Annotated in this window: 22 protein-coding genes; 10 read left to right on the plus strand and 12 right to left on the minus strand. The window is 53.0% G+C overall.

The window, feature by feature from the left end:
• The first annotated feature begins 27 nt into the window (after positions 1 to 27).
• Positions 28 to 1,002 (plus strand): AAA family ATPase, encoded by a 975-nt coding sequence (locus tag DUE52_RS21595; protein WP_114408135.1) that lies wholly within the window; start codon positions 28 to 30, stop codon positions 1,000 to 1,002.
• Positions 1,003 to 1,129: 127 nt separating this feature from the next.
• Here DUE52_RS21595 and DUE52_RS21600 read toward each other — a convergent pair whose 3' ends face one another.
• Positions 1,130 to 2,791, minus strand: coding sequence for a carboxylesterase/lipase family protein (locus tag DUE52_RS21600; RefSeq protein WP_114408136.1), 1,662 nt, complete (start codon positions 2,789 to 2,791; stop codon positions 1,130 to 1,132).
• Positions 2,792 to 2,944: 153 nt separating this feature from the next.
• Here DUE52_RS21600 and DUE52_RS21605 point away from each other — a divergent pair, with 153 nt between their 5' ends.
• The 9 genes from DUE52_RS21605 to DUE52_RS21645 all read left to right on the plus strand — a co-directional run bounded on the left by DUE52_RS21605 (position 2,945) and on the right by DUE52_RS21645 (position 11,267).
• Positions 2,945 to 3,853 (plus strand): LysR family transcriptional regulator, encoded by a 909-nt coding sequence (locus DUE52_RS21605; protein WP_114408137.1) that lies wholly within the window; start codon positions 2,945 to 2,947, stop codon positions 3,851 to 3,853.
• Positions 3,854 to 3,989: 136 nt separating this feature from the next.
• Positions 3,990 to 4,868, plus strand: a complete 879-nt coding sequence (locus DUE52_RS21610; protein WP_114408138.1) for a helix-turn-helix domain-containing protein — start codon at positions 3,990 to 3,992, stop codon at positions 4,866 to 4,868.
• A 210-nt stretch (positions 4,869 to 5,078) separates the two neighbouring features.
• A complete protein-coding gene (locus tag DUE52_RS21615; protein ID WP_114408139.1) occupies positions 5,079 to 5,582 on the plus strand; it encodes a cupin domain-containing protein in 504 nt (167 codons plus the stop codon).
• A gap of 55 nt (positions 5,583 to 5,637) precedes the next feature.
• The gene (locus tag DUE52_RS21620; protein WP_229312256.1) at positions 5,638 to 6,069 is read left to right on the plus strand and encodes a cyclophilin-like fold protein; all 432 of its coding nucleotides are present in this window, start codon (positions 5,638 to 5,640) and stop codon (positions 6,067 to 6,069) included.
• Between the two features lie 84 nt (positions 6,070 to 6,153).
• Positions 6,154 to 6,804 carry a (2Fe-2S)-binding protein gene (locus DUE52_RS21625; protein WP_114408141.1) on the plus strand — a complete coding sequence of 217 codons (651 nt, stop codon included), beginning with the start codon at positions 6,154 to 6,156 and terminating at the stop codon, positions 6,802 to 6,804.
• On the plus strand, positions 6,801 to 7,820 hold the full coding sequence (locus DUE52_RS21630; RefSeq protein ID WP_114408142.1) for an FAD binding domain-containing protein: 1,020 nt from the start codon (positions 6,801 to 6,803) through the stop codon (positions 7,818 to 7,820). The genes DUE52_RS21625 and DUE52_RS21630 overlap by 4 nt, the downstream gene beginning before the upstream one ends.
• A gap of 2 nt (positions 7,821 to 7,822) precedes the next feature.
• Positions 7,823 to 10,057 carry a xanthine dehydrogenase family protein molybdopterin-binding subunit gene (locus DUE52_RS21635; RefSeq protein ID WP_114408143.1) on the plus strand — a complete coding sequence of 745 codons (2,235 nt, stop codon included), beginning with the start codon at positions 7,823 to 7,825 and terminating at the stop codon, positions 10,055 to 10,057.
• Positions 10,058 to 10,225: 168 nt separating this feature from the next.
• Entirely contained in the window at positions 10,226 to 10,621 is a 396-nt protein-coding gene (locus tag DUE52_RS21640) for a (R)-mandelonitrile lyase (RefSeq protein ID WP_114408144.1), read from the plus strand.
• A gap of 43 nt (positions 10,622 to 10,664) precedes the next feature.
• Complete coding sequence (locus DUE52_RS21645) at positions 10,665 to 11,267, plus strand: DapH/DapD/GlmU-related protein (RefSeq protein WP_114408145.1); 603 nt, start codon at positions 10,665 to 10,667, stop codon at positions 11,265 to 11,267.
• A 6-nt stretch (positions 11,268 to 11,273) separates the two neighbouring features.
• Here DUE52_RS21645 and DUE52_RS21650 read toward each other — a convergent pair whose 3' ends face one another.
• From DUE52_RS21650 to DUE52_RS21700, 11 genes are all read right to left on the minus strand, one after another.
• Positions 11,274 to 12,038, minus strand: coding sequence for a Nif3-like dinuclear metal center hexameric protein (locus DUE52_RS21650; RefSeq protein ID WP_165840989.1), 765 nt, complete (start codon positions 12,036 to 12,038; stop codon positions 11,274 to 11,276).
• Positions 12,039 to 12,129: 91 nt separating this feature from the next.
• Positions 12,130 to 12,492 carry a VOC family protein gene (locus tag DUE52_RS21655; protein WP_114408147.1) on the minus strand — a complete coding sequence of 121 codons (363 nt, stop codon included), beginning with the start codon at positions 12,490 to 12,492 and terminating at the stop codon, positions 12,130 to 12,132.
• 44 nt (positions 12,493 to 12,536) lie between these two features.
• The gene (locus tag DUE52_RS21660) at positions 12,537 to 13,196 is read right to left on the minus strand and encodes a hypothetical protein (protein WP_114408148.1); all 660 of its coding nucleotides are present in this window, start codon (positions 13,194 to 13,196) and stop codon (positions 12,537 to 12,539) included.
• 27 nt (positions 13,197 to 13,223) lie between these two features.
• Positions 13,224 to 13,580, minus strand: a complete 357-nt coding sequence (locus DUE52_RS21665) for a bleomycin resistance protein (protein WP_114408149.1) — start codon at positions 13,578 to 13,580, stop codon at positions 13,224 to 13,226.
• 65 nt (positions 13,581 to 13,645) lie between these two features.
• Positions 13,646 to 14,230: a Crp/Fnr family transcriptional regulator gene (locus DUE52_RS21670; RefSeq protein WP_114408150.1), complete on the minus strand. Its 585-nt coding sequence runs from the start codon at positions 14,228 to 14,230 to the stop codon at positions 13,646 to 13,648.
• A gap of 61 nt (positions 14,231 to 14,291) precedes the next feature.
• Complete coding sequence (locus tag DUE52_RS21675) at positions 14,292 to 15,200, minus strand: sugar phosphate isomerase/epimerase family protein (protein ID WP_114408151.1); 909 nt, start codon at positions 15,198 to 15,200, stop codon at positions 14,292 to 14,294.
• Between the two features lie 582 nt (positions 15,201 to 15,782).
• Positions 15,783 to 17,264, minus strand: coding sequence for a GDSL-type esterase/lipase family protein (locus DUE52_RS21680; protein ID WP_114408152.1), 1,482 nt, complete (start codon positions 17,262 to 17,264; stop codon positions 15,783 to 15,785).
• Between the two features lie 414 nt (positions 17,265 to 17,678).
• Positions 17,679 to 19,178, minus strand: a complete 1,500-nt coding sequence (locus DUE52_RS21685; protein ID WP_114408153.1) for an MBOAT family O-acyltransferase — start codon at positions 19,176 to 19,178, stop codon at positions 17,679 to 17,681.
• Positions 19,179 to 19,268: 90 nt separating this feature from the next.
• Complete coding sequence (locus tag DUE52_RS21690) at positions 19,269 to 20,213, minus strand: glycosyltransferase family 2 protein (RefSeq protein WP_114408154.1); 945 nt, start codon at positions 20,211 to 20,213, stop codon at positions 19,269 to 19,271.
• Between the two features lie 49 nt (positions 20,214 to 20,262).
• The gene (locus tag DUE52_RS21695; RefSeq protein ID WP_114408155.1) at positions 20,263 to 21,996 is read right to left on the minus strand and encodes a hypothetical protein; all 1,734 of its coding nucleotides are present in this window, start codon (positions 21,994 to 21,996) and stop codon (positions 20,263 to 20,265) included.
• A gap of 92 nt (positions 21,997 to 22,088) precedes the next feature.
• Entirely contained in the window at positions 22,089 to 22,964 is an 876-nt protein-coding gene (locus DUE52_RS21700; RefSeq protein WP_229312258.1) for a glycosyltransferase, read from the minus strand.
• Positions 22,965 to 22,970: the final 6 nt, after the last annotated feature.

Consider the following 22,970-nt stretch of genomic DNA (forward strand, 5'->3'; position numbering starts at 1 on the left):
TTTACATTTATCATTTCTTCTTAAAAAATGACTTCAGCAGACATCACCTATCATACCAAAATCCGTCAGGTATTCGACGAAATGAGCAAGGTCGTTGTGGGACAACAGGCCCTGCTCAACCGGCTGCTGATCGGCCTGTTTACGGGCGGCCATATTTTACTGGAAGGCGTTCCCGGTTTGGCCAAAACGCTGACGATCAACACGCTGGCCAAGGCTTTGCAGCTCGATTTCCAACGGATTCAGTTTACACCCGATCTGCTCCCGGCCGATTTGGTCGGTACGATGATTTTTAATCAGAAATCCGGCGAGTTTGAAGTGAAGCAGGGACCGGTTTTTGCGAACCTGATTCTGGCCGATGAAGTCAACCGCTCTCCCGCCAAAGTGCAATCGGCGTTGCTCGAAGCCATGCAGGAAAAGCAGGTGACGATTGGCGAAGAAACGTTTATTCTCGATAAGCCTTTTCTGGTGCTGGCCACGCAAAACCCGGTCGAGCAGGAAGGAACCTATCCCCTGCCGGAAGCCCAGATCGACCGGTTTATGATGAAGGTTTTTGTGGGCTATCTCTCGAAAGACGAAGAATTGGAGGTGATGCGCCGGATGTCGAACCTGAATTTCGACTACGAAGTGCAACCGGTTCTGGACAAGGAAGACATTTTCGCGATCAAGAACGAAATCAACAAAATTACCATCTCAGAAACCCTCGAACGCTACATCATCGAGCTGGTTTTTGCCACCCGCCGACCCCTCGACTACAACCTGCGCGACGAAGCCCGGTATATTCAGTACGGCGTGTCGCCCCGCGCCAGCATCAACCTCAACCGGGCCGCCAAAGCCCTCGCCTACTTCGACCAGCGCGATTATGTGTTGCCCGAAGACATCAAGGAAGTCGCGCCCGACGTGTTCAACCACCGGATTCTGCTCAATTACGAAGCCGAAGCAGATGGCGTGACGACACTTCAGATTATCGATTCGATCCTTCGGAAAGTGGCGATTGGGCGGTAAAATAATCCGGTTTTAAACCTCAGCCAGTTGTTTTTTTGCGGTCACAGTACTGAGTAGCCCGGTTTTGAATGAATTATAAATAGAGATGGTAGTGACGGGGTTGAGTTGAGCGAAACTCTGCCTTTCCCTAGAGCTTCCCGACGGATCGCCAGAGGGCCAGTTCTTCGCTAAACCGGTTGTTGATGACCTCGCATTGGGCATCGATCCGCATGGTTGGGCGGGTTTTCAGGTTATAGGCTGGCCACGTCGGTACCTCTTTTGCCGCTGGTTTGCCGGTTCGGGCAAAGGTCGTCCACAATTCGGCGAAGTGTCGGGAAGCCGTAAACCGTTCGGGCCGGTTGCCACCAAAGAAGCTTTCCTTCGGCTCGGAACCGTCGCGGGGCGGTATTTCATTGTTGAATTTGAACGAAATATCCATCGCGTGGGGTGTTCCCATCGCGTAGTCCGTGCCCGGAATTTTCTTTTCGGACTTGTAGCCAAAGTTATAGAGATACACCGGTGCCCCGCCCTGCTTCACTTTTTTCTCGGCAATATCGACCGACCCCAGGCCCATCATGGTAATGGACGAGACCGCGACGTAAATAGCCGGAGCCGAAGCATTGGGATTGGCTTTGCGGTAGGTATCGACGATTTTTCCGGCATCGGCTCCGTACTGCGGTTCCAGTTTTTTCGGCAGGCTGTCGAAATCCAGTTTGGCAAACTCGGTGTCTTTGCGCTCCCAGGCAAAGAAAGTGTATTCATCCTCGTTCCAGCCCACCAGCAGCGGTTTATTGCGCGAAATGGCCGGAGCAGTCGGATCGAAGGGATGATGGGGCAACACGACGCCGTCGACCACCGGACCGAAGCCCCCGTAATTGCGACGCATCAGGCCCTGCTTTTGGTTTTTTTCCTGAAAAGGCGGCACAAACGGCAGTTTTCCCTGAATGGTCAGCAAATCGGCGGCTGGAACATCCAGGAGTTTCCGCCAGTCTTTGGGCGCAATGTTCAGCTCTTTGAGCAGCATGGCGGTGGTTTCGGCCGCAACGTCTTTGGGCGTCATCCGCACCCCCGGACCGCTTTCGATCGAGGCTTTGTTGAAATACGGAGCCGCTTCGGGCATGGCATACAGACAGGAGGTTTTGGCTCCCCCACCCGATTCACCCCAGATCATCACATTGTTGGGATCGCCCCCGAACTGGCCAATGTTGTCATGCACCCATTTCAGGCCCGCCGTGATGTCGAGCATGCCCATGTTGCCCGACCCGGCATAGTCCGACCCGCCCAGTTCGTCCAGGTACAGAAAGCCCAGCAGCCCCAGCCGGTGGTTGGTTTCGACGACGACTACATCAAAATTCCGGGCCAGATTGGAGCCATCCTGACTGGCCGACGCTCCTGAACCAATCACAAAACCGCCCCCGTGGCTGTAGAACATGACCGGACGTTTTCGATTATCATTGGCCGGGGTCCAGACGTTCAGAAAAAGACAGTCTTCCGACGGAGCCGGCTCGTTGCGACGGGGCGACTGAATGGCCGGTGGGCCCACTTGCAACGAATCCCGAACTCCGGTCCAGGGATCGAGTGGAGCAGCCCGGCGAAACCGGCGATCACCGGAAGTACGTCCGGCGTAAGGAATGCCTTTAAACAAATTCACACCATCTTTCCGAATCCCACGGACGCGGCCATAGGCGGTTTCCGTTTCAATGAATTCATCCGATTGGTTGACTGACGAAAAAGCAGCGTGAGAAACAGAAACCGCTGCGGTGGCCAGCGATAGTTGAGCTAAAAAATCCCGTCTGCCGATTGGGTTCATTTTTCTGTAAGAATGGTCTTCTTTAAAGCCTGCGCTTAACTTTCATACAAAAAGACAGAAAAATCGCCGAAATGTCTAATCATACTTTCTTACCTTGTGATAAGTTTTTCTTATCACAACTGATTACTAATCCAGGGTCGATTCGCATACGATATGGAATTACGCCAGTTAAAATATTTTGTGGGAGTGGCGGATGCGTTGCATTTTGGCCGGGCGGCTAAAACCCTTTTTGTGTCGCAACCAGCCCTGAGCCAGCAGATTAAGTTATTGGAAGGCGAGTTGGGAGTCGAGTTGTTTGTGACCAGCCAGCGAAACCGCCACCATAAAGTGGCGTTGACCGAAGCCGGAAGTTACTTCCTGGCCGAAGCCAAACGAATTTTGCAACTGAGTGAAAACGCCGTCCGAAATGTGCGACAGGCCGGCGCCAACCAACTGATCGTTACCCTGGGCGTCTTCAAGTTGATCCTTCCGGAGCGGATCATGGGGATGCTCGAGCTTTTTACGACCCATTTTCCCACCCTCGATATCCGGCTGGTGGAGCAACCCAACCCGGTTCTGGTGCAGGATTCGGTGGCGAACGACCAGGTTGATCTGGGCATGACGGTGCTTCCCCTGGAGCGGAAAGGCTTGGTTGCCACGCCCTATGCAGAAGCCGATTACGCGGTTCTGCTGGATAAAAACCATTCACTGGCGACCCAAACGGCCGTCAGACTTTCGCAGTTGCAAACCGAACGGTGGATCGACCACGGCCCGGATGCCGGACTCTATTTTGGCCAGCTTGAGGAGGCCTGTCGGCAAGCGGGCTTTGTCCGACAAAACAACATCGTGCAATACGTTCCCTCGTTCGATCTCCTGAAAAGTATGGTTCGGCTGGGAAGGGGGATTGCCTTTATTCCGGTTTCGCTGGATTTACGCCAGGAGCCTGATTTGCTGGCGATGCCCATCATCAATGCCGACGGCAGCGCGTTCAAACAAGTCGTCATTCAGCATGTGCTCATTCACAAAGCGGAACACGCCAAACCGCTGGTTCAGGCGCTGAGCGGTTTAGTGAACCGGCGGTGAAATCCGTGTACGATTCGACCAATTTCCACCGTGGGCTACGTGAACCTTGCCTCAGCAGATTGAATTACTCCGAAAAAGTTGGTGAGTTGCAACGCCTATCCAACCAAAAGTTAATTTGAATTTATTAACTTTGACTATGTCAAATCAACGGACACATTCGGTTTCGGAGTTCAATACGGACCTTAAGCTAAAAGGCTTCAATGTCTTCCCAATTGAAAGTGACGGCAACGCCACCCGCATTTACAGCCGGAAAGATTTCTACAAAATTTGCCTGACCACCGGCAAAAGCATCATTCATTATGCGGACCGGAGCTATGAAGCAAACGATACGGTTTTGTTTTTTGGCAACCCCCACATTCCATATTCCTGGGAAACGATTTCGACCACGTATGTGGGGTATACCTGCCTTTTTTCGGAGGATTTTCTGAAGTTGTCGGACCGGTCGGAGAGCCTGCAAAACTCTCCCTTTTTCAAGCTCAGCGGCACGCCCATCTTAACGATCAGCCCATCGCAACGAGAATTCCTGAACACCATCTTCCAGAAAATGATCGAGGAGCAACAGACGACGTATTCCTACAAGGACGATCTGATCCGCAACTACATCCACCTGATCATTCATGAAGCCCTGAAACTGGAACCCTCCCAAAACTTTGACCACCATACCACTGCGACTTCCCGTATTACCTCCGTTTTTCTCGAACTGCTGGAGCGTCAATTTCCGATTGAGACCATCGACCGCCCGTTGCAACTGACCACCGCGCAGGACTACGCCCGGAGTCTCAATGTCCATGTCAATTACCTAAACCGGGCCGTCAACGAGGTAACCGGTAAATCGACGACGGCCCACATTGCGGAACGAGTCATCAGCGAAGCCAGGGCTCTACTACTGCATACGGATTGGAACATTTCGGATGTTGCGTATGCCCTGGGCTTTGCGTATCCTTCCTATTTCAACAACTTCTTCAAAAAGTTCACCGGCACCAACCCCCGCAACTTTCGTAAGGTAGAGGTTTGAAATGTATAAGTATCGGTTTGAATACTTTTACCTTGCTACCCTTTCATACCCGTAACTTTGCTTCTACATGTCGTCAGAAGCGAAATGAGGACATCAAAGACCTTCATTCCGCCTGCGAGCAAAGGCTCAACCAGGACGTGCGCTACCGGTTTGTCATCGGCATGGCGACGCTGGAGCCACTTATCTTATCCGCAACCTAAGCACAATAGCATGAAAACAAATCACTCAAAATTAGGACTCCTAACCGCCAGCGTATTTGCGATCCTGTTCCTGATGGGTTGTCAGGATCAGGATTCAGAAAAAGGCGATGAGCAGCAAGCTATTTTTCCCAAAGGCGAATTAGGCCCCGCGCAAAACTTCACCGGCAAGGCCTGGGCTTTGGGTCTGGTCGAAAATGACTCCACGTATCAAACCGTTGTGGGCAATGTTTATTTCGAACCGGGAGCCCGAAGTAACTGGCACATCCATCCGGCCGGTCAAATCCTGATTATAACGGCCGGGGTGGGTTACCATCAGCTCAAAGGTCAACCCCGTCAAACGATCAGAAAGGGAGATGTCGTCCAATGCCCGCCCAATGTAATGCATTGGCATGGAGCCACGCCCGACAGTGGTTTACACCAAATGTACATACTACCCAACACGGAGAAAGGCATCGTGAAGTGGCTGCATCCGGTGTCAGACGAAGAATATAATGCCCCCAATCCGGGTGAATAAAATGAAAAGATCACCGATCAGCTTATTTCCACTCCTTGTACTTTTAATCGGTAGCATGGCTTGCCATACGGATGGCGAAATCATTTCCCCTGCTACCGGTGTCGAAAACAATGGCAACAGCAGCCCTGATACGACCGGCAACCGGCTGAGGATCAGGATTGGGGCCACTACATTCCAGGCAACCCTGCTCAATAATCCAACCGTAACGGCTTTTAAAGCCCGGTTACCCCTGACCATTACGATGAGCGAGCTGAACGGGAATGAGAAACTGTACAATTTCCCGCAAAACCTGCCGACGAATTCCGCCAATCCCGGAACGATCCATACCGGCGATTTGATGCTGTACGGTTCCACTACGCTGGTGCTGTTTTATAAATCGTTTTCGACGATCTACAGCTATACGAAGCTGGGGCAAATCGATAATCCGTCGGGCCTGGCTGCGGCCGTTGGTTCCGGAAACATAACCGTTACGTACGAGTTAGAGTAGAACCGTTAACGATGCCAGCCGGGTTCGGAAATCCCGTTCCGGTTGCCGTAATGATCCTTCAACAACCTCACTAAACCTTGCTGTATGGCCCAGAACGAACACCCCGGTGATGAGTTGGAAATGCCTGACGCATCCCGCCGGCATTTTTTAAAGCAATCCTCGGCACTGGCTGCGCTGGCACTGGCTCCAACCGCTGCCGTGAAAGCCGTCGATACCGGATGGGATCAAAAAATTGCCGCTGCCTTCGAACAGTTGCCGCTCCAGGTTACAATCAACGGAACGGTGCAAAACGTGTCGATCGAACCCCGCGTTACGCTGCTTGATCTGCTGCGCGAACAACTCCACCTGACCGGTACCAAGAAGGGCTGCGACCACGGCCAGTGCGGAGCCTGTACGGTCCACGTAGACGGACAGCGGGTCAATGCCTGCCTGACGCTGGCCATGACGACCGAAGGCAGCAACGTAACAACCATCGAGGGACTGGCAACGAATGATCACGGTGCGACCGCCCGGCTCCATCCGATGCAGGAAGCGTTCATCAAGCACGACGGTTTTCAGTGCGGTTATTGCACGCCCGGCCAGATCATGTCGGCGGTGGCCTGCATTCGGGAAGGCCACGCTGATTCGCCGGAGGAGGTTCGCGAATACATGAGCGGCAACATCTGCCGCTGCGGAGCCTACGCCAACATTGTGGAGGCAATCATGGAAGTTAAACAGGGAGGAAAAAAGGTATGAATCCGTTTCAGTTTACGCGGGCAACAACCCCCAAAGCCGCCATTTCGGCGATTACGAAAGAGAGCGGCACGTACTTTCTGGCCGGTGGCACCAACCTCATCGACCTAATGAAGCGGGAGGTGATCATTCCCGAACGGCTGGTCGACATCAACAAACTGCCGCTGGCAACGATTGAAAAAACCGCATCGGGTTTACGGATCGGTGCCATGGCGAAGAACTCTGCCGTGGCCGATCATGAGCTGGTCAAAAAGCACTTCCCGCTGTTGTCGATGGCGCTCAACGCGGGTGCTTCGGCGCAGCTTCGGAACATGGCAACGGTCGGCGGCAACCTGATGCAGCGGACGCGTTGCTCGTATTTCTACGATACGTCCATGCCCTGCAACAAGCGCGGCCCGGTGCAGGCCGGTCCTGACAAGGGAAAGCCCAACGGCCCGTCCGGTTGCGGAGCCATCGGCGGCTTTAACCGGATGCACGCCATCTTTGGCAGTTCCAGCAAGTGTATTGCCGTCCATCCCAGCGATATGTGCATTGCACTGGCGGCCCTGGATGCCACCGTGAACGTGTCCGGCCCGAAAGGCGACCGCCGGATTCCGTTCAGCGAGTTCCACCGCCTGCCCGGCGAACTGCCGCAGAAAGACAATACGTTGCTGCCCGGCGAATTGATTCTTTCGGTCGATCTGCCGACCAACCGTTTTGCCGATCATTCCCATTATCTGAAAATCCGCGACCGGGCCTCCTATGCTTTCGCGCTGGTGTCTGTAGGCGTTGGTCTGGATATGAAAGGAGGTATGATTCAGGACGTCCGGCTGGCGATGGGTGGCGTGGCCCACAAACCGTGGCGACTCTTCGAAGCCGAACAGTTTTTGAAAGGCAAAGAAGCCACCGAAGTCAACTTTAAACAGGCGGCTGCGCTGGCCATGAAAGACGCCAAAGGCTACGGCGAGAACGATTTCAAGCTCACGCTGGCTCCCAACTCGATTATCGACGCCCTGAAAACCGCCACAAAAACCGCCTGATCATGACGAAAGAAACGAAAAATCCTTCCATCGACCGGGTCGATGGACGGATGAAGGTGACCGGCGGGGCCAACTACTTCGCTGATTTTGAATTGCCGAGCATGGCCTACTGCGTTCTCGTCGGCAGCGAAATCGCCCGGGGCACCATCAGCAGCCTGGATACGAAAAAAGCGCAGGGCGCACCCGGTGTACTGGGCGTGTTTACCCACCAGAATATGCCGCCCATTCCGGGCTGGGACGCCCCCATTGGTGGACAGGCGGATGGGCCACCTCCCAAACCCAAAACGGAAGAAACCTACCGCATCCTGAGCAGCCCGAAAATTCTCTTCGACGGACAACCCATCGCGATCGTGGTGGCGGATACCTACGAACGGGCGACCTATGCGGCTTCGCTGGTCAAAGCGACCTATGCCAAACAGGCGTCTCGAACCGATCTGTCGAAACACGTCGCCGAGGGCATTGCGCCCGGCGGCTCAGGCGATTATTCACGCGGAAAAGCCGACGCCCATCAGACGGCCCCGATTACGCTGGAGGCCAACTATACCATTCCCATCGAGGTACACAATCCGATGGAACTGCACGGTATTCTGGCCCACTGGACGGGGCCGGACAAGTTGATGATTTACGCCAAAACGCAGGGCGTAAACGCTACGCAAAATGCCATGGCGCAGGCGTTTAAACTGGACCCGAAGAACATCCACGTCCATACCGAATTCATGGGGGGCGGTTTCGGTATGGGCCTTCGGACCTGGCCGCAGGAAACGGCCGTTGTCGCCATTGCCCGCAAAATCGGTCGTCCGCTGAAGCTCGTGATGAACCGCAGCCAGATGTTTACGCTGGTGGGTCACCGGCCCTACACCGTGCAGACGATCCGGATGGGAGCCGACCAAACCGGTAAGCTGGTGAGCATCAATCACGCGGCAACGGCAGAAACCGCCCGTTACGAGGACTTTACGGAAGCAACGGTCAACATGACCAAATTCATGTACGCTTGCCCCAACGTCAGCACCCGCTACCGGATTGTGCGGCTCGACCGAAGCGTACCGATCTGGATGCGGGGGCCGGGCGAAGCCACGGGTGCTTTTGCGCTCGAATCGGCGATGGACGAAATGGCCCATAAACTGAACCTCGATCCCATCGAATTTCGCCTGCGCAACTACACCGAAACCGACCCTGAACACAACCGGCCTTATTCGAGCAAAAACCTGCGGGAGGCTTACGAGAAAGGCGCAGATGCCATCGGCTGGAATAACCGCAAACCGCAGCCGGGTAGTTTGCGCGAGGGCAACTGGCTCATCGGCTACGGCATGAGCACGGGCGTGTTCAACGCCTTCCGGTGGGAGGCTTCGGCGCGCGCTTTGCTGAAAGCCGACGGCTCGCTGACGGTGCAGAGTGCGGTGACCGACATCGGGCCGGGAACAGGAACCGCCCTGACGATGATTGCCCACAACGTGCTGGGCGTGCCGGTTGAAAAGATCAAGGTTGAATACGGCGATACCTCTCTGCCGAAAGCACCCAGCCAGGGCGGTTCGGCCATTGTTTCGGCGGTGGGATCGGCGGTTTTCGATGCCTGCACCGCCATCAAACAGGCACTGATCGAACTGGCCGTGAAAGATGGAAGTTCCCTCGCCGGGCGGCAGGCAGATGAACTCACGCTGGCCAATGGCATTCTATCGGTCGAAAAAGAACCGGGTAAGAAATTGACCGTGAGTGAGTTGATGCAGGTCAATAAACTGACGGTGATCGACAGAACGAAGGAATCGAAAGCGGGGCCGGACCACCAGAAGTATTCGATGTATTCGTTTTCGGTGCATTTTGTGCAGGTGCGGGTCAATCCGCTGACTGGGGTGGTGCGGGTCGCCAAAGCCGTCAGTGTGGCAGATTCGGGCCGCATCATCAGTCCCAAAACCGCGGCCAGCCAAATGATTGGTGGGGTAGCGGGCGGTATTGGCATGGCCCTGACCGAAGAAGCCGTCATTGACCACCGGTTTGGCCGGTTTGTCAACAACAACTTTGCTGACTATCACGTCGCGGTTCACGCCGATGTTCCGGCCATTGAAACGATCATGATCGACAAGCCCGACCCGATCATCAACCCGATGGGGGCCAAAGGCATGGGCGAAATTGCCCTGATCGGTTTTGCCGGGGCCGTTGCCAATGCGGTTTTCAACGCCACCGGTCAGCGGGTTCGTGACCTACCGATTACGCCCGATAAAGTGATGCAAAAGTTGGTTTAAGATTGACGCATAGGACTTTCGCTTTTGCCCCTACATCCCCTAAAGGGGACTTGGACGCAGCTTAACTCGGATGCTATAAGTCCCCTTTAGGGGATATAGGGGCAAAAGCGAAAGTATAAAGAATTATCAGACATAAGTCCTAACGTAGTGACAAGCTAAAAAGAATGTATGGAAATTAGTAGAAACGGAACCCAGCCATCAATGGTTGGTCCAGAGGACTGGTTTACAGGTGCTGTGCGAATAGACCCCTTATTCGCAAAAAAAGAAGCCACGAAAGGGGCTGCCGCGCTGGTCACCTTCGAGCCCGGTGCCCGAACCGCCTGGCATACCCATCCTGCGGGTCAAACGCTCATCGTCATCTCCGGTATGGGTTGGGTGCAGCGGGAAGGAGATCCCATTGAAGAGATTCATCCCGGCGATGTCATTTGGATTGCCCCAAATGAAAAGCACTGGCATGGCGCTTCGCCTACAAAAGCGATGAGCCACATAGCCATTCATGAAGAGCTAAACGGTGAAGTGGTAAACTGGCTGGAAAAGGTAAGTGACCGGGATTATTCAAAATAAAAACAACGGGTTTAAAATAGTACCAGGAAAAGTTCGAGTAACGATGAGTGAAACGGAAAACAAACCAACGGTCGACCCTTCAGCTATTTTTGAGCGGCTACAAGCGGGGGCGCTTTTACGAAAGGATGATCCGGAATATGGCAAATTTGCCGAAGTGGTTTCTCGCACGATCCGGTTATGCGTCGAAATGAATGCCACGGCAACCAACGTCGACGAGGTGCGCAAACGCTTGAGTGCAATCATTGGTAGCGAGGTCGATGCGTCGACAACGGTTTTCCCACCGTTTTATACCAACTTCGGCCGGTTTATTACCCTAGGGAAAAACGTGTTTATCAACCACGCCTGTTCTTTTCTGGATATTGGCGGTATCACGATTGAAGATGAGGTGCAGATTGGCCCCCGGGTCAATCTGACTTCGGAGAACCACCCGATCGACCCTGCTGATCGTCAAACGCTGATTCCCAAACCGGTGGTAATTAAACGCAACGCCTGGATTGGTGCCGGGGCCACCATCTTACCCGGTGTTACGGTCGGCGAAAACGCGGTGGTGGCGGCTGGTGCGGTTGTCAGCCGGGATGTTCCGCCCAATGCGGTCGTTGCCGGTGTTCCCGCGAAGGTGGTGAAGACTATTTCAACGGTTTTTTGAGGAAATTCATCGGTCAGAAGAAGGGGGGCTTTCCAAATCAGGCATTACCACAACCAAATCAATCTCCGCCAAAATTTGAGCGAGCTTCCGAAGCCCCCATTCCTCACTCCGTCGATGGCCGATGGCAATGACGCCCATGCCCGTTTCTTCGACGGCTTGTTGGGCGGATTTCCGGTACTGCCCCGTCAGGTACAAACCCACTCCCCGCTCCGAAGCTTCCCGGATCAAGGCCGGATTCATGGCCCCAACGACCGCAATCTGGCCCGGCACGGTTTGCCGTCCCGGAATGGCATCTTCGTATCCTCCAAACTCGTGGGCAATCCGCTGGCACCAGCCCCGGAAGTCCAGTTGCGGTTCTGAGCCCACCATCCCAATCGGCCGCTCCGGGTAGCCCGGCATCGCTTTGTAGCCGATCACCTCCAGGAGCGGTTTCGGCGTTCCGGAAAACCCCAGGGCTTCCGCCAACCAACCGTTATATCCAATCGTAAGGTGTTCATCGAACGGGAGATGGTGATACAAAACCGCCACGTTCGCGGGCAGGGAAGCCCGGTCGAGCTTCCAGGGGCGGTGCAGCCAGAGCGTATCGATGCGGTGGGTAACCAGCCATTCCGGAAGTGCCGGCCAGGGTTCAAGGGCCAGCCCCACCCGTTGAACCGGGTGGCCTGACGGATCGAAACCGGAACCGTAGAATAGACCGCCTTGCTCCCCGGGTGGATACAGGGACGAATTGAAAATTTCCGCCAGAAGCGGTAAGAATTGCGTTAAAATCACCGTCCTCAAAGCTAAGTTTTCATGGTGCCAGAAGCCAGGCATTCGATAGCCGCTAAAACCGGTCGTATTGGGAATCTCTGCTGGTTACTTCCTACCATTGTTGAATAACTATACCGAGTTGCGTATCGGTTAAAGCGAATTCTCTTGCTCCCCAGGGTCGAAGGGTGATTTTATTGAGATTGGGATGCAGGAACTCCGGATGGGAAGATGCAATCTGCTGATAAACCGCTTCGATATCATCGGTTACCAGTCTGAATTCAGGGTTGTGTTCCTGGGCCAGCTCCGCATTTTCAAAAAGATTAATCCGCAAACCGTCTTTTTCAATGACGCAAAAGGGTTGCTTAGCGCCCAGTTCATTGTGCTCAATTGTGAATTCAAGACAATTGACAAAAAAAATTAAGGCATCGTTGATGTCGGTGTAAAAAACATTCGGCACGAGTCTGGTAAATTTCATAACCGCAGTTTCAGGTTTAGTTTTTTCCCTTATTCCACAACTCCCTATTGAACGATGGCGGGTGTGGCCGGATCGGCGGGCCGGGTCCGGATCAGCAGCACCCCAACCCCCACCAACCAGCCCGCAAGCGCGAACACGAACAGGCGAAAACCGCCTACCCCGTGAAAATCGTAGCCAATCACGGTCCCCAGCAGGCCCAATCCAACCAATCCGACCCCTCCGTAGCCCAACCACCTCGACAGGTCGTTTCGACGCAGCATCAGAGCCGACCAAATCCCAACGGACACCGTCAGGCAGGCCATCAGGATGTAGCTCATGGGCTTATTGATCAGAAAGCCATAGCGTATGATCAGCTTTAATTGCTCTGCCGAAGCATCAGGCTGGTTAGCCACGAACAGGGGCAGCGTAAGGCCATTGATGGTGGCAGCGATCAGACCGGCCAACAGCCCAAAAAAGAGCGTGATCAGGGCCAGTGTGGCTAACCGGCTAGGGCTTGCCAGACGAATAGCCAGTCCGTAACAGCCGAAACCCAGCAAGGGCAGACTGCCGATCGCCAGCGCGTGTGACCCCATCAGCAGAGGGGTAATGCGTCGGATGTGATCCATTGAGCCGCCCGCCGGGTGCAGCACCATCGTACCCACCAACAGCAGCGTGCCGATCAGCAGGCAATAACCCGATACGACAAAGAAACGATGATTTATCATGATAAGTCAACGGTGTTGGGTGGAGCATCAGACCCGTTGCCCGAACGTAAGGAGGTTATTATCAGGATCTAAAACCGAAAACTCCTTTTGTCCCCAGGGTTTTACCTGTAAAGGCCCTGCCGGATGGATGCTCACGTTATGATCCAGAAAAGACTGGTATAATTGATCAATGGCATCCGTTCGGATGTAAACCTGTCCGTAGTTTTCGGCAGGATCGAGGTCGCTGAACGCAAAAAAATGAATCTCGATCGCGTCTTTCTGCACCATCAAATAGTCCGCAAAACCGGTCTGCCCGACCTCCTGAAAGCCCAGTTGGTTCAGGTAAAAGTCTTTGGTGACGCGCTTGTTTCGCATCGGTAATTTGGGATGAATGGCCGTCAGCATAAGGTTGGGATGGTATCGATGAGGCAAACATAGGAAACCGGGTTTGATTTGGCACTTGATTCAAATCAAGAAATGCCCCGCGCCAGACGCTCTCTGACCCGACTCAGCGTTTCGGGCGTCATTTTCAAATAAGCCGCAATCATTTTTAGGGGAAACAGGTGCAACAGTTGGGGCTGAAAATCAAGCACGTATTGGTATTTCTGGGCAGGTGTTAGATTTTGGTCGAAGAAGCGAATCCGGTCCGTGGCCTGATTGAGCAGGCTGCCCAGTTGCAGGAATACGGGGGACATCGCAATCAGTTCGTGAATCACCTGAATCGTCAATTCGAGCACGATGCCGTCTGAATACGCCTGAATGGTGTAGGCCGAGGGCGTCTGGGTGACAAAACTCTGGTGATTGAAAAACCACTGCCCAGGGAGGTGTAAATCAATGATGACCGGCTCCTGCTCGTCGTTGTAACTGACCTGGTAGAAAGCACCTCCGAGGCTGCAATAAACCGTCTGGCAAACGGCTCCTGCAGCCAGCAGAACGGCATCCTTTTCGACGGACCGGCGACGCACGCGATGGGCAAACAACCGAACCTGCTCCTCACTGAACGTGCCGATTGGGGTAAGCATTTGTGCGACGGTGGCGATCCATGCCTCAGTCATTGGCTTATTTTATGAAGACGAAGTAACTATAGTTGCTGCTGAGGTGTAGAACCGTCCGGTTTTACACCTCAGCCAGTTGTTTCTTGACGGATGCCAGACCGATCGCGACCTCCTTGTCAAAATCGGTCCAGTTGCATTCCAGCGACAGCCCACTTTCGTATTTGATTTGTTTCAAGGCCCGAAAATACGGCTTGAAATCATCGCCCATTACACCGGGTGCGGTTCGCTTCTGTTTTTCCGCAATGTGACAATGCGTGATGTATTGGCGGTATTTGATGATTTCCTCCGGTTTTTCGTCTTCTTTCAGCATGTGGTAAATGTCACACTGCAACTTAAACCACGGATTGTTGACGGCCTGAATGATTTCCACGCCTTCGGCGAGGCTGTTGATAAAATTGGTCTCACCCCGGTTGAGCGGTTCGACCGCCAGCGTAACGCCGTGTTTTTCGGCCAGGGGAGCCATTTTCTTGCACAGTTCGATGTGCTGCGCTTTCGCGGTTGCCCGGTCAAATCCGTCGGGAATCGCCCGCGAACCGCCACTGCCAAACACAATATTCTTTGAGCCGCATTCCTTCGCCCGCTTCAGTGCCAGATCGGCCCGCTGCAAAATGGCTTCGTGGTGGAGGGTTGGCCCCACTGACTTCAGGCTGCCCGGAAAAAAATAAATATACGATCGAACAGGCAAACCTTCCGTCTTCAGTGCCACCCGGTTTTTTTCGTATTGCGAATCCCCCGCATCGGGAATCAAAAACCGGCCAACACTTTCCTCGATGAACGAAAAGCCCAGGCTTTTCAATAGCCCGACCTTCTCATACCCGGCACAAACGCCCAAAGGCAGAGATAATCCGGCACTGGTTGCTTCCCCCATCCCGGCTTTAGCCAATGTATTCGCTGCGGTTATTCCGGCCAGAATTCCGGTAGCACCCTTTAAAAAGGCTCTTCGTGACGGTTGGTTTTCGGTTGGATTCATGGAAAAAAGGATCGTTTGTCAAAAGTGATTGGCGTCTACTTACACACCAGGTTGAACTCCTGAGTGGAAAGAGAACACCAAAAGGAATGCTAAATGTAAAAGTATTTCCCAATCCAGCACTTTTACATTTAGCATTCATCATTTTACATTAATACTGTACGAAGGATTGATTTTGCCGAATAGTCTTTGGGGTTTAAGCAAAGCATGCTTTTAAAATCGCCTTTTTATCTATTAACTACGGTTTTTGACACCCATTTCGCCACCATAAAGCAACCCCGAGCAGACTGGGCCGCGTAGCGGACGAATATTTGTAGCAAGACGCAGGTATGCTCGCAGTCCAGCGTGCTGTCAGGCACGCAACAGGCGCACAGGTTGCGTGCCTGACAGCACGCTAGCGCTCTGAAAGACACACGCCTTGCTACAAACATCTGTCCGCTACGCGGCCCAGTCTCTTACCGTTCGCTTCAATGCATACGATACAGAAAATTTTACGCCAACATCCCAAACTTGAAGCACGGAGAAAAATCCTTCGTACAGTACTGATTTTACATTTAGCATTCCTTCTAAAAAAGCCTTAATCAGTTATTTCAACACAGCTTTTCGAATGGCTTCTCCCCAGAAAAGGCCCAGCGTAGCGGCTCCCTTCTCGTTCGGGTGCAGAAAAAACGTCCCCTGCTGGCCATTTTCGTGTTGGAAATCGGTCAGGTAATGGGTTTTGAAGTAATTGAAGCCCTGCGTATCGCCGAGTTTTACCTGCCCCGGATGCGTCGCGCCATACGATGCGATCAAAGCGTCGATTTCCGGAAAATACGTCTGCAACCGATCCAGGCCTTCCTGTAAATATTTCGAACGGTTGTAGGTCGTGGGACTGTACCAGATCGGGCGGTGAATCACCAGCTTGCAACCCGGATTGGCTTTCAGTAAAGTGTCGGCGATGGTTTTCAGATTGGCACGGTAGGATTCCGGCGAAACCGGGGCGCCGTTGGGTCCCTGCATGGCGCTGTCGTTCGTGCCGAGGATGATGGAAAAAACGAGTTGACCGGTTTCTTTCCGGAAAGTTTCCGCAGCCTGAGCCACTTTCCCGAAGGCTTTGTTGGTTGCGGGCAGAAAATCGACGGTCGTAAAACCGCCCACACCCTGATTGGAAAACACAACTTCATTGATGCCAGCCTGCTGTTTCAAATACGCCGTTGCTAAAACCGGCGGTGCTTCCGTCTGACGATCTTTCAGTCCGGCTCCGGCCGTGATGCTATTGCCAATAAAAACAATATTCAGTTTCTGTTGTGGGTATTTGACAGTATCTGACTTCGGAAAAATTCCCGCAGACACCCGTTTTCGGTACAAATCCGCGACAGTTTGCTTCATTTGCGACCGATCCCGTTCCTCCAGCGCGGCAGAAATAACCGGTATCCAAAGCTGCTGACCTTCCCGGTTTAGGTGCAGACCGTCGGCCAGAAACAACTCACTGCGGCCTTTTCCGTCCTGGTCATCCGTCAGCGGAACGACATCGATGTAGTACAAACCGTCCAGCTTGCCCGCCAGCTTTTTGATTTCCTGGTTAAACCGGTCACCCTGCTTTCTGAATTTTTGCCGGGCCGGGGAATGCCGGTTCGACACGAAATACACTTCCGCCAGGGGGTTTGCCTGCCAGAGTCGGGCCAGGAACGTTTTGAAGTTTTTGACCACGGTTTCAGGCTCATCGCCATTTGCCAAATCATTTCCTCCGCAGGAAAAAACAACGCGGGCGGGGCGGTATGGCAGAATAATCCGGTCCATGACACGCACCACATCGGGAATGGTGGCTCCGCCGAAACCCCGGTTGACGGGACTAAACTGGTTAAAATCTTCTTCCAGCGTTGGTCTCCAAAGCCGCCAGGTCGAACTACCGACGAAAAATGTCGAGCCGGGAACGGGCGGATCATCAACCGCCTTCGCTTCGTAGGCTTTGATTTCGGACTCGAAACGGGGTTCCTGAGCCAGTAACCGGGTTTCGGCCGCAATCCAAATCAGAAGAATTGGTAAAATAAACCGGATTGTGACTTCTACAGAAGCTCTTTTCTTCATTTTAAAAAACGAGATCACACGCGTGGTTTTCGATCGAATTCGCGCTGCGTATAGAAGCTAAAAATGAAGTATTTTTACTTTGTAAGGCGTAAATTAAGAAGTCTCCATTCCCAAATAGATTCTCTCGACCAGCCAATCCATCTCTCCATCCCGTAGGGATTCAACAGCGTAGCGTCGGTAGAAAAGGATACTCCGTTCTTCCCGCGTGCCGTGAGGTACGCGACCGTCGGATTCCTATGAATGGTCGCGTACCTCACGGCACGCGTGGAAAACCGTTCCTGTTTTGGCTACCGACGCTACGCTGTAAAGCCCCTAACGGGGCAAAATACGGTTCGACCAATCTGATCTTTGAAAAAATACGGGTTTACAACCCTGTTTTCTAATCGAATTACCGGGCCTAAACCATTGAACGATTTAAAACTGAAAATAGATAAACTGATTCGAGGTGAAAACACCGAAGAGGTACGACAGAAAACAGATCAGCGGAAACAGCACGAAAAACAGGGCGGTGTTGCGTGTCGGAATCGTCAGGTACAACTTCTCTTTCACGAATAAAATCGCCACCAGCAACACACAAAACCACAATTCGGTCGAGTTGAAAGGCGTGTGGAGCGGCCCGTCGAAGGGAGAAAATATAATTTTACCGAGAATGTGAAAGGCGTTGCCGACCGGCGCTTTGTGGTTCCGGAAAAACACCCACGTCAGCATCACCAGCACAAACGTTAGCACAGTTTGCAGGAGTTGGTAGGCCTTGTTCTCTTCCGGCAGTTTGATGCCGAACTGACTAAATGCCTTGTCGCGCCAGCCCGCCATGAGTTGGTAGGCGCCGTGCAAACCGCCCCAGATGACGTAATTCCAGCTCGCGCCATGCCATAATCCACTGACTAAGAACACAATAAAAACGTTCAAATACCGCCGTGACGGACTGACCCGGTTTCCGCCCAGCGGAATATAGAGGTAATCGCGGAACCAGGTGGAAAGCGAAATGTGCCAGCGTCGCCAGAATTCGGTGATGGAACGCGAGAAATACGGCGCCCTGAAGTTGTCCATCAGTGTGAACCCCATTGTCCGGGCCGCCCCGATGGCAATGTCGGAATAGCCCGAAAAATCGCAGTAAATCTGGATCGTAAAAGCCAGTGTTCCCACCAGCAACGTCAGGCCGTTTTGCTGCGTGGGGTTGTTGTAGGCATGGCTAACGATCTCCGCCATGCGGTCGGCAATGACCACTTTCTTGAAAAAACCGAAGGCCATTTGCATCAACCCGGCTTTCAGATTCTCGAAACTGAAATGAAAATGGGTATGAAACTGGTGCAAAACGTTCTGTGGTCGCTCGATGGGACCCGCTACCAGTTGCGGATAAAACATCACATACAGCGCGTAAATCCCGAAATGATGCTCGGCTTTCTGATTGCCCCGATACACCTCGATCGTGTAGCTCATCGCCTGAAAGGTGTGAAACGACAGACCAATGGGCAGTATCGAATCGACGATGCTGAACGAGGTGGTGTTGGGCTGGCCAAACAGCGTCAGCACTTTATTGAGCAGACCGATGGCTTTCTGGTTGACAAGCTGGGCCGGGCCGTCGAACTTCGCCTGGTCGAGGAGCCAGACAAGGCTATCGGTGAAAAATCCAAAATACTTGAAGAACGCCAGAATGCCGATATTCGAAATCAGGCTGACGATCAGCAGCCATTTTCGGCCCGAACCGGGTTTGGTGCGCTCCAGCCAGATCCCGGCGTAGTAGTCGATGACAATGGTCAGAAACAGGATCAGGATGTAAGCCGGCTTGAAGACCATGTAGAAGTAACAACTGGCCAACAACAGCAACACCCACCGCCCGCGCCACGGCAGACTGTAATACGCCAGGGTTACGACGATAAAAAACAATAAAAACTGGAGCGAATTAAATAGCATTCTCTTGAGACGTGAGATCAGAGACAAGAGACAAGAGATCAACGGGTGGTATTCTCTTGTCTTTCATCTCACTTCTTGTATCTGTATTTATTACTGGCGTTCTTTTTTTCGGATGGTTTCCCGGACGATGTAGAGCGGGCGGCCTTTGCTTTGGAAGAAAATCCGCAGCACGTATTCGCCGATGAGCCCCATCCCGATGAGTTGAATTCCCCCAAAGAGGATGATGGTAAACAGCAGCGCCGTAAACCCTTCCGGCACCCCCCCGAAGAAGTATTTCTTGATGAGGGTCTGAATAAAATACAAAAAAGCAATCCCGATGGAGAACATGCCCAGATTGGTCAGGAACTTGATCGGGAACTCACTGAAGTTAAAAATACCGTTGTAAGCCAGTTTACGGAGCATTTTGAACGTGTATTTCGCATCACCGGCCACCCGGGCGTCGCGCTCGTATTCGACGCCAATTTGTTTGAAGCCAATCCAACTGCGCATCCCGCGGATGAAGCGGCTTTCTTCGGGCATCTGGTTCAGGACGTTGGCAACCCGGCGGCTGATGAGTGAGAAGTCGCCACTATCGAGCGGAATGTCGACGTAGGAAATGGATTTCATGAACCGGTAAAATAGAAAATAGGCGGTTTTCTTGAAAGCGCCCTCTTTCCGTTTCTTTCGAACGGCATAAACAACATCGTACCCTTCCTGAAATTTGGCGTAGAATTCGCCGAGCAATTCGGGGGGATCCTGAAGGTCGCCGTCGATGATGAACAGGGCTTCGGAGCCTTTCGCGGCTGCCATGCCGGCGGTCAGTGCAATCTGGTGGCCGTAGTTCCGGGCCAGAAAAACGCAATGATACCGGCCGTCGGTCAGGGCCAGTTGCTGCATTAACACGGCCGTATTGTCGCGGCTGCCGTCGTCGATCAGGACGACTTCGATGGCCAGTGGTGAACGATCCATCAAGGCATTTAGCCGGGTAACGAGGTGTGGAAACGATTCCCGTTCGTTGTATAGTGGAGCGACTATGGAAATCTGTGGATCAGACAAAGTGTATAGCAGTTAATTGGAACGCACAAAATTACATTATTGTCAGTACTTACCGAACGTTTATGAATTGATTCGAAAAACGGATGTCGGCACCAGCACCCGAAACAATCAGGATGCCAAGCTGATAGGAACCCGGATGCAGGAACGATTTAAACACCTGTGCACTGACATTGGGCATTCGGCGTCTCAGGTAATATTGCAGGGGAAAAAACAGGTTTTCGGCCGGAAAAAGATAGGTATGACGATCCGACTTGACCACGATACAGGCCTCCGTGATTCCCGCTGGCAACGGCCAGTTCTGGGTCACCACCCGAATCTCACCCGCCGATTCCTCCACCAGCAGGTGCAGGGCAGAGTCGGCGGGCGGTGCCGGTTTCAGCAGCGTCGATTCATATGGCGCGTAGAACGTGTTTTTGGGATAGGTGTAAAATCCTTTTTCAACGGCGGTGTGCATCCATTTCTCGCTGGCAGCCGCATAGGGCGAACCAATCATGGCCCCAAAACCGAGATCGTTGTGTTTCTGGTTGAAAGCCGACGTCTTCCTCATGAGCGTCTGGGCACCCAGAAACGGCAGGTGGTTGAAGTACATCACGCCCCAGACGACCCACCCCAGAACCAGACCACCCACCATCCATCGTTTCCGGTGCTCCGGGCTCCGAAGTTCACTCAATCGGTTCAGATAGAGCACACTTACGAAGAGCGCCGGATACAGCATATAATTGCTCACGAGCATGACACTGTAGCCAAACCGGGGTCTCAGAATCGCGACCACCACCGCATTAACCAGCAAAAAACCGTATACGCCCACAAAAAAATACCGCCGGTGACGGTGTTCGGCCTCGGCCGGTTTTTGGTCGGGTTGCCAGAGGCTGGGAAGAAGCGTCGTTTTGAACAACCGGAAAAGGAGGCCAATGAGCAGCATACCGCCCAGCGTGGGCAACAGGCTGCGGATCAAAATATCGGTTCGCGGGAAAAAGTCGAACAAACCGCCCAGGAACGTAAAAAAACCGAAAAAGACGAGATGGGGATGCTGCAGGAAAAACGACAGACTGCTTTCGTTGCCCTGCAAACTGGTAAAATCGTGAAAATACAGGATGATGACTACCACCGCGATCGTGATCCAAACCGCCAGCCGCACCAGGTAGTGACGCCCTTCCAGACGCCATTGCACCAGCAAAACACCCGCTCCGGCCACCCAGCCAAACAGGCCGGTGCTCATGGAAAACGAAGCCAGAATCTGAAAAAAAAGAGCGCCGATAAAACGGATCGAAAACGGGTTGGATCGTTCGGGGAAAGCGAGCCAGTATAAGGCCCAGAGAATCATCATGCCCACGGCCAGGTGCTGCAAAGCCGTGATGGCCCAGAAACTGGTCAGGCGGTGCTGGGGTTGCAACAGAATCAGTGCTATGGGCAGAAAGGCCAGCAGAGGCAACCGCAGGGTCCGAAAAACCCGGTAAAAAACCAGCAGAATACCCAGCAAACAGCAGAACGCCAGCAGAATCAGCCACCGGAAGTTGAGCATGCCGGTCAGGTTGTAGAAGACCAGCGTGGTTAGTTTGGCAAACAGGATGCGGTGTTCGTTGTTCGGAGCCAGCAACCAGTGGAATTTTTCGGAGAAAGTATCGGCTTCGGTATAATTGACCAGAAACCCCACGAACGATTCGAGATCGTCCATCCACGGAACATTGTCGGTAAAGAGGAGCACCAACGCGAGAAAACTGGCAATCGGGAAAGCGACCAGGAACGGAGAAATTTTCCGAAGCGGTTCTGAAATCTGAATCATAGCGAGTGGTCGGCCTGATACGGTAACGGTTGGCATTCAACGTTTATACTTCCCCGGAATAGCATCAGGCCTGTAAAGTGCGGTTTTTCAGGTCAATAGACCTTTTCTATCTGCTCTACAAAATCCCCGTATTGTTTGGCCGGAATGAAGTGTGACTGTGTTCGGTAGGTCAGCACGATAAACACCAGCAACAGCGAGATCAGGAAAGCCTGTAGAATAACAATGAACAATGAAAAAACAATGTAAATAGCTCCCTGCGAGATGATCAACTGGTCGGTCACCCGCAACAGGATAACCACCGTGATGACCACCGTCGAAACTGCCGCCGTGATGACACAGAAGAGCAGAATTCGCACGGCAGTGGCTTCCATCAGCACCGAAATGGCACTCAAACCGTGCAAAATCAGCGACACAAAATTCATTTTCGACGTGCCAGCCAGTCGCGCGCCCCGTTCGGCCGGAACCGACTGGTAGGGCAATCGCGAGCGAATCACACCACCGGGGTAGTTGTTCCAGATGTCGGAAACGTGCGCCAGTTTTCGCAGCAGGTTGGGCGGAATCACACTGAAATTACCAAAGGTAATGGCTTTCCCCGTCAGCAGCTTGAATACGGATTTATAAATTAAATAAAAGGTTCGGAACAGGCGGCTTTCCCGGCGTTTGGTGCGGTGGGCGAAAATGATCTGTCCGGGCTTTTGGGCTGAAGCCTCCAGCAGCCGGGCGATGTCTTCGGGTTGATCCTCCCCGTCCGAATCCATCACGATGGTGGTATGGGTTTCCGGCTGATCGGCCAGGTACGAAAGACCGAGCGCAATCGCTTTCTGGTGACCCACATTCCGCCAGAGCCGCATGATCGACAGGCTGTAGCCCGTATCGGTCGGCAACGATGCGTAGTTGGTAACGGAACAATCGTCCACAATCAGGAAATGAAACCGTTTCCGGAGAGCGGGAGCGACGGTTTTCGTCATTTTCTC

The sequence above is a fragment of the Larkinella punicea genome (genome assembly GCF_003334855.1).
GTDB classification, from domain to species: Bacteria; Bacteroidota; Bacteroidia; order Cytophagales; family Spirosomataceae; genus Larkinella; species Larkinella punicea.

Bases quoted from the DNA above. Each gene is read 5' to 3' on its own strand.
- DUE52_RS21675 (WP_114408151.1), bottom strand. From the start codon at position 15,200: ATGAATCCAACCGAAAACCAACCGTCACGAAGAGCCTTTTTAAAGGGT.
- DUE52_RS21695 (WP_114408155.1), bottom strand. From the start codon at position 21,996: ATGATTCAGATTTCAGAACCGCTTCGGAAAATTTCTCCGTTCCTGGTC.
- DUE52_RS21645 (WP_114408145.1), top strand. From the start codon at position 10,665: ATGAGTGAAACGGAAAACAAACCAACGGTCGACCCTTCAGCTATTTTT.
- DUE52_RS21680 (WP_114408152.1), bottom strand. From the start codon at position 17,264: ATGAAGAAAAGAGCTTCTGTAGAAGTCACAATCCGGTTTATTTTACCA.
- DUE52_RS21615 (WP_114408139.1), top strand. From the start codon at position 5,079: ATGAAAACAAATCACTCAAAATTAGGACTCCTAACCGCCAGCGTATTT.
- DUE52_RS21700 (WP_229312258.1), bottom strand. From the start codon at position 22,964: ATGACGAAAACCGTCGCTCCCGCTCTCCGGAAACGGTTTCATTTCCTG.
- DUE52_RS21630 (WP_114408142.1), top strand. From the start codon at position 6,801: ATGAATCCGTTTCAGTTTACGCGGGCAACAACCCCCAAAGCCGCCATT.
- DUE52_RS21625 (WP_114408141.1), top strand. From the start codon at position 6,154: ATGGCCCAGAACGAACACCCCGGTGATGAGTTGGAAATGCCTGACGCA.
- DUE52_RS21605 (WP_114408137.1), top strand. From the start codon at position 2,945: ATGGAATTACGCCAGTTAAAATATTTTGTGGGAGTGGCGGATGCGTTG.
- DUE52_RS21620 (WP_229312256.1), top strand. From the start codon at position 5,638: ATGGCTTGCCATACGGATGGCGAAATCATTTCCCCTGCTACCGGTGTC.
- DUE52_RS21595 (WP_114408135.1), top strand. From the start codon at position 28: ATGACTTCAGCAGACATCACCTATCATACCAAAATCCGTCAGGTATTC.
- DUE52_RS21640 (WP_114408144.1), top strand. From the start codon at position 10,226: ATGGAAATTAGTAGAAACGGAACCCAGCCATCAATGGTTGGTCCAGAG.
- DUE52_RS21665 (WP_114408149.1), bottom strand. From the start codon at position 13,580: ATGCTGACGGCCATTCATCCCAAATTACCGATGCGAAACAAGCGCGTC.
- DUE52_RS21610 (WP_114408138.1), top strand. From the start codon at position 3,990: ATGTCAAATCAACGGACACATTCGGTTTCGGAGTTCAATACGGACCTT.
- DUE52_RS21655 (WP_114408147.1), bottom strand. From the start codon at position 12,492: ATGAAATTTACCAGACTCGTGCCGAATGTTTTTTACACCGACATCAAC.
- DUE52_RS21635 (WP_114408143.1), top strand. From the start codon at position 7,823: ATGACGAAAGAAACGAAAAATCCTTCCATCGACCGGGTCGATGGACGG.
- DUE52_RS21660 (WP_114408148.1), bottom strand. From the start codon at position 13,196: ATGATAAATCATCGTTTCTTTGTCGTATCGGGTTATTGCCTGCTGATC.
- DUE52_RS21670 (WP_114408150.1), bottom strand. From the start codon at position 14,230: ATGACTGAGGCATGGATCGCCACCGTCGCACAAATGCTTACCCCAATC.
- DUE52_RS21600 (WP_114408136.1), bottom strand. From the start codon at position 2,791: ATGAACCCAATCGGCAGACGGGATTTTTTAGCTCAACTATCGCTGGCC.
- DUE52_RS21685 (WP_114408153.1), bottom strand. From the start codon at position 19,178: ATGCTATTTAATTCGCTCCAGTTTTTATTGTTTTTTATCGTCGTAACC.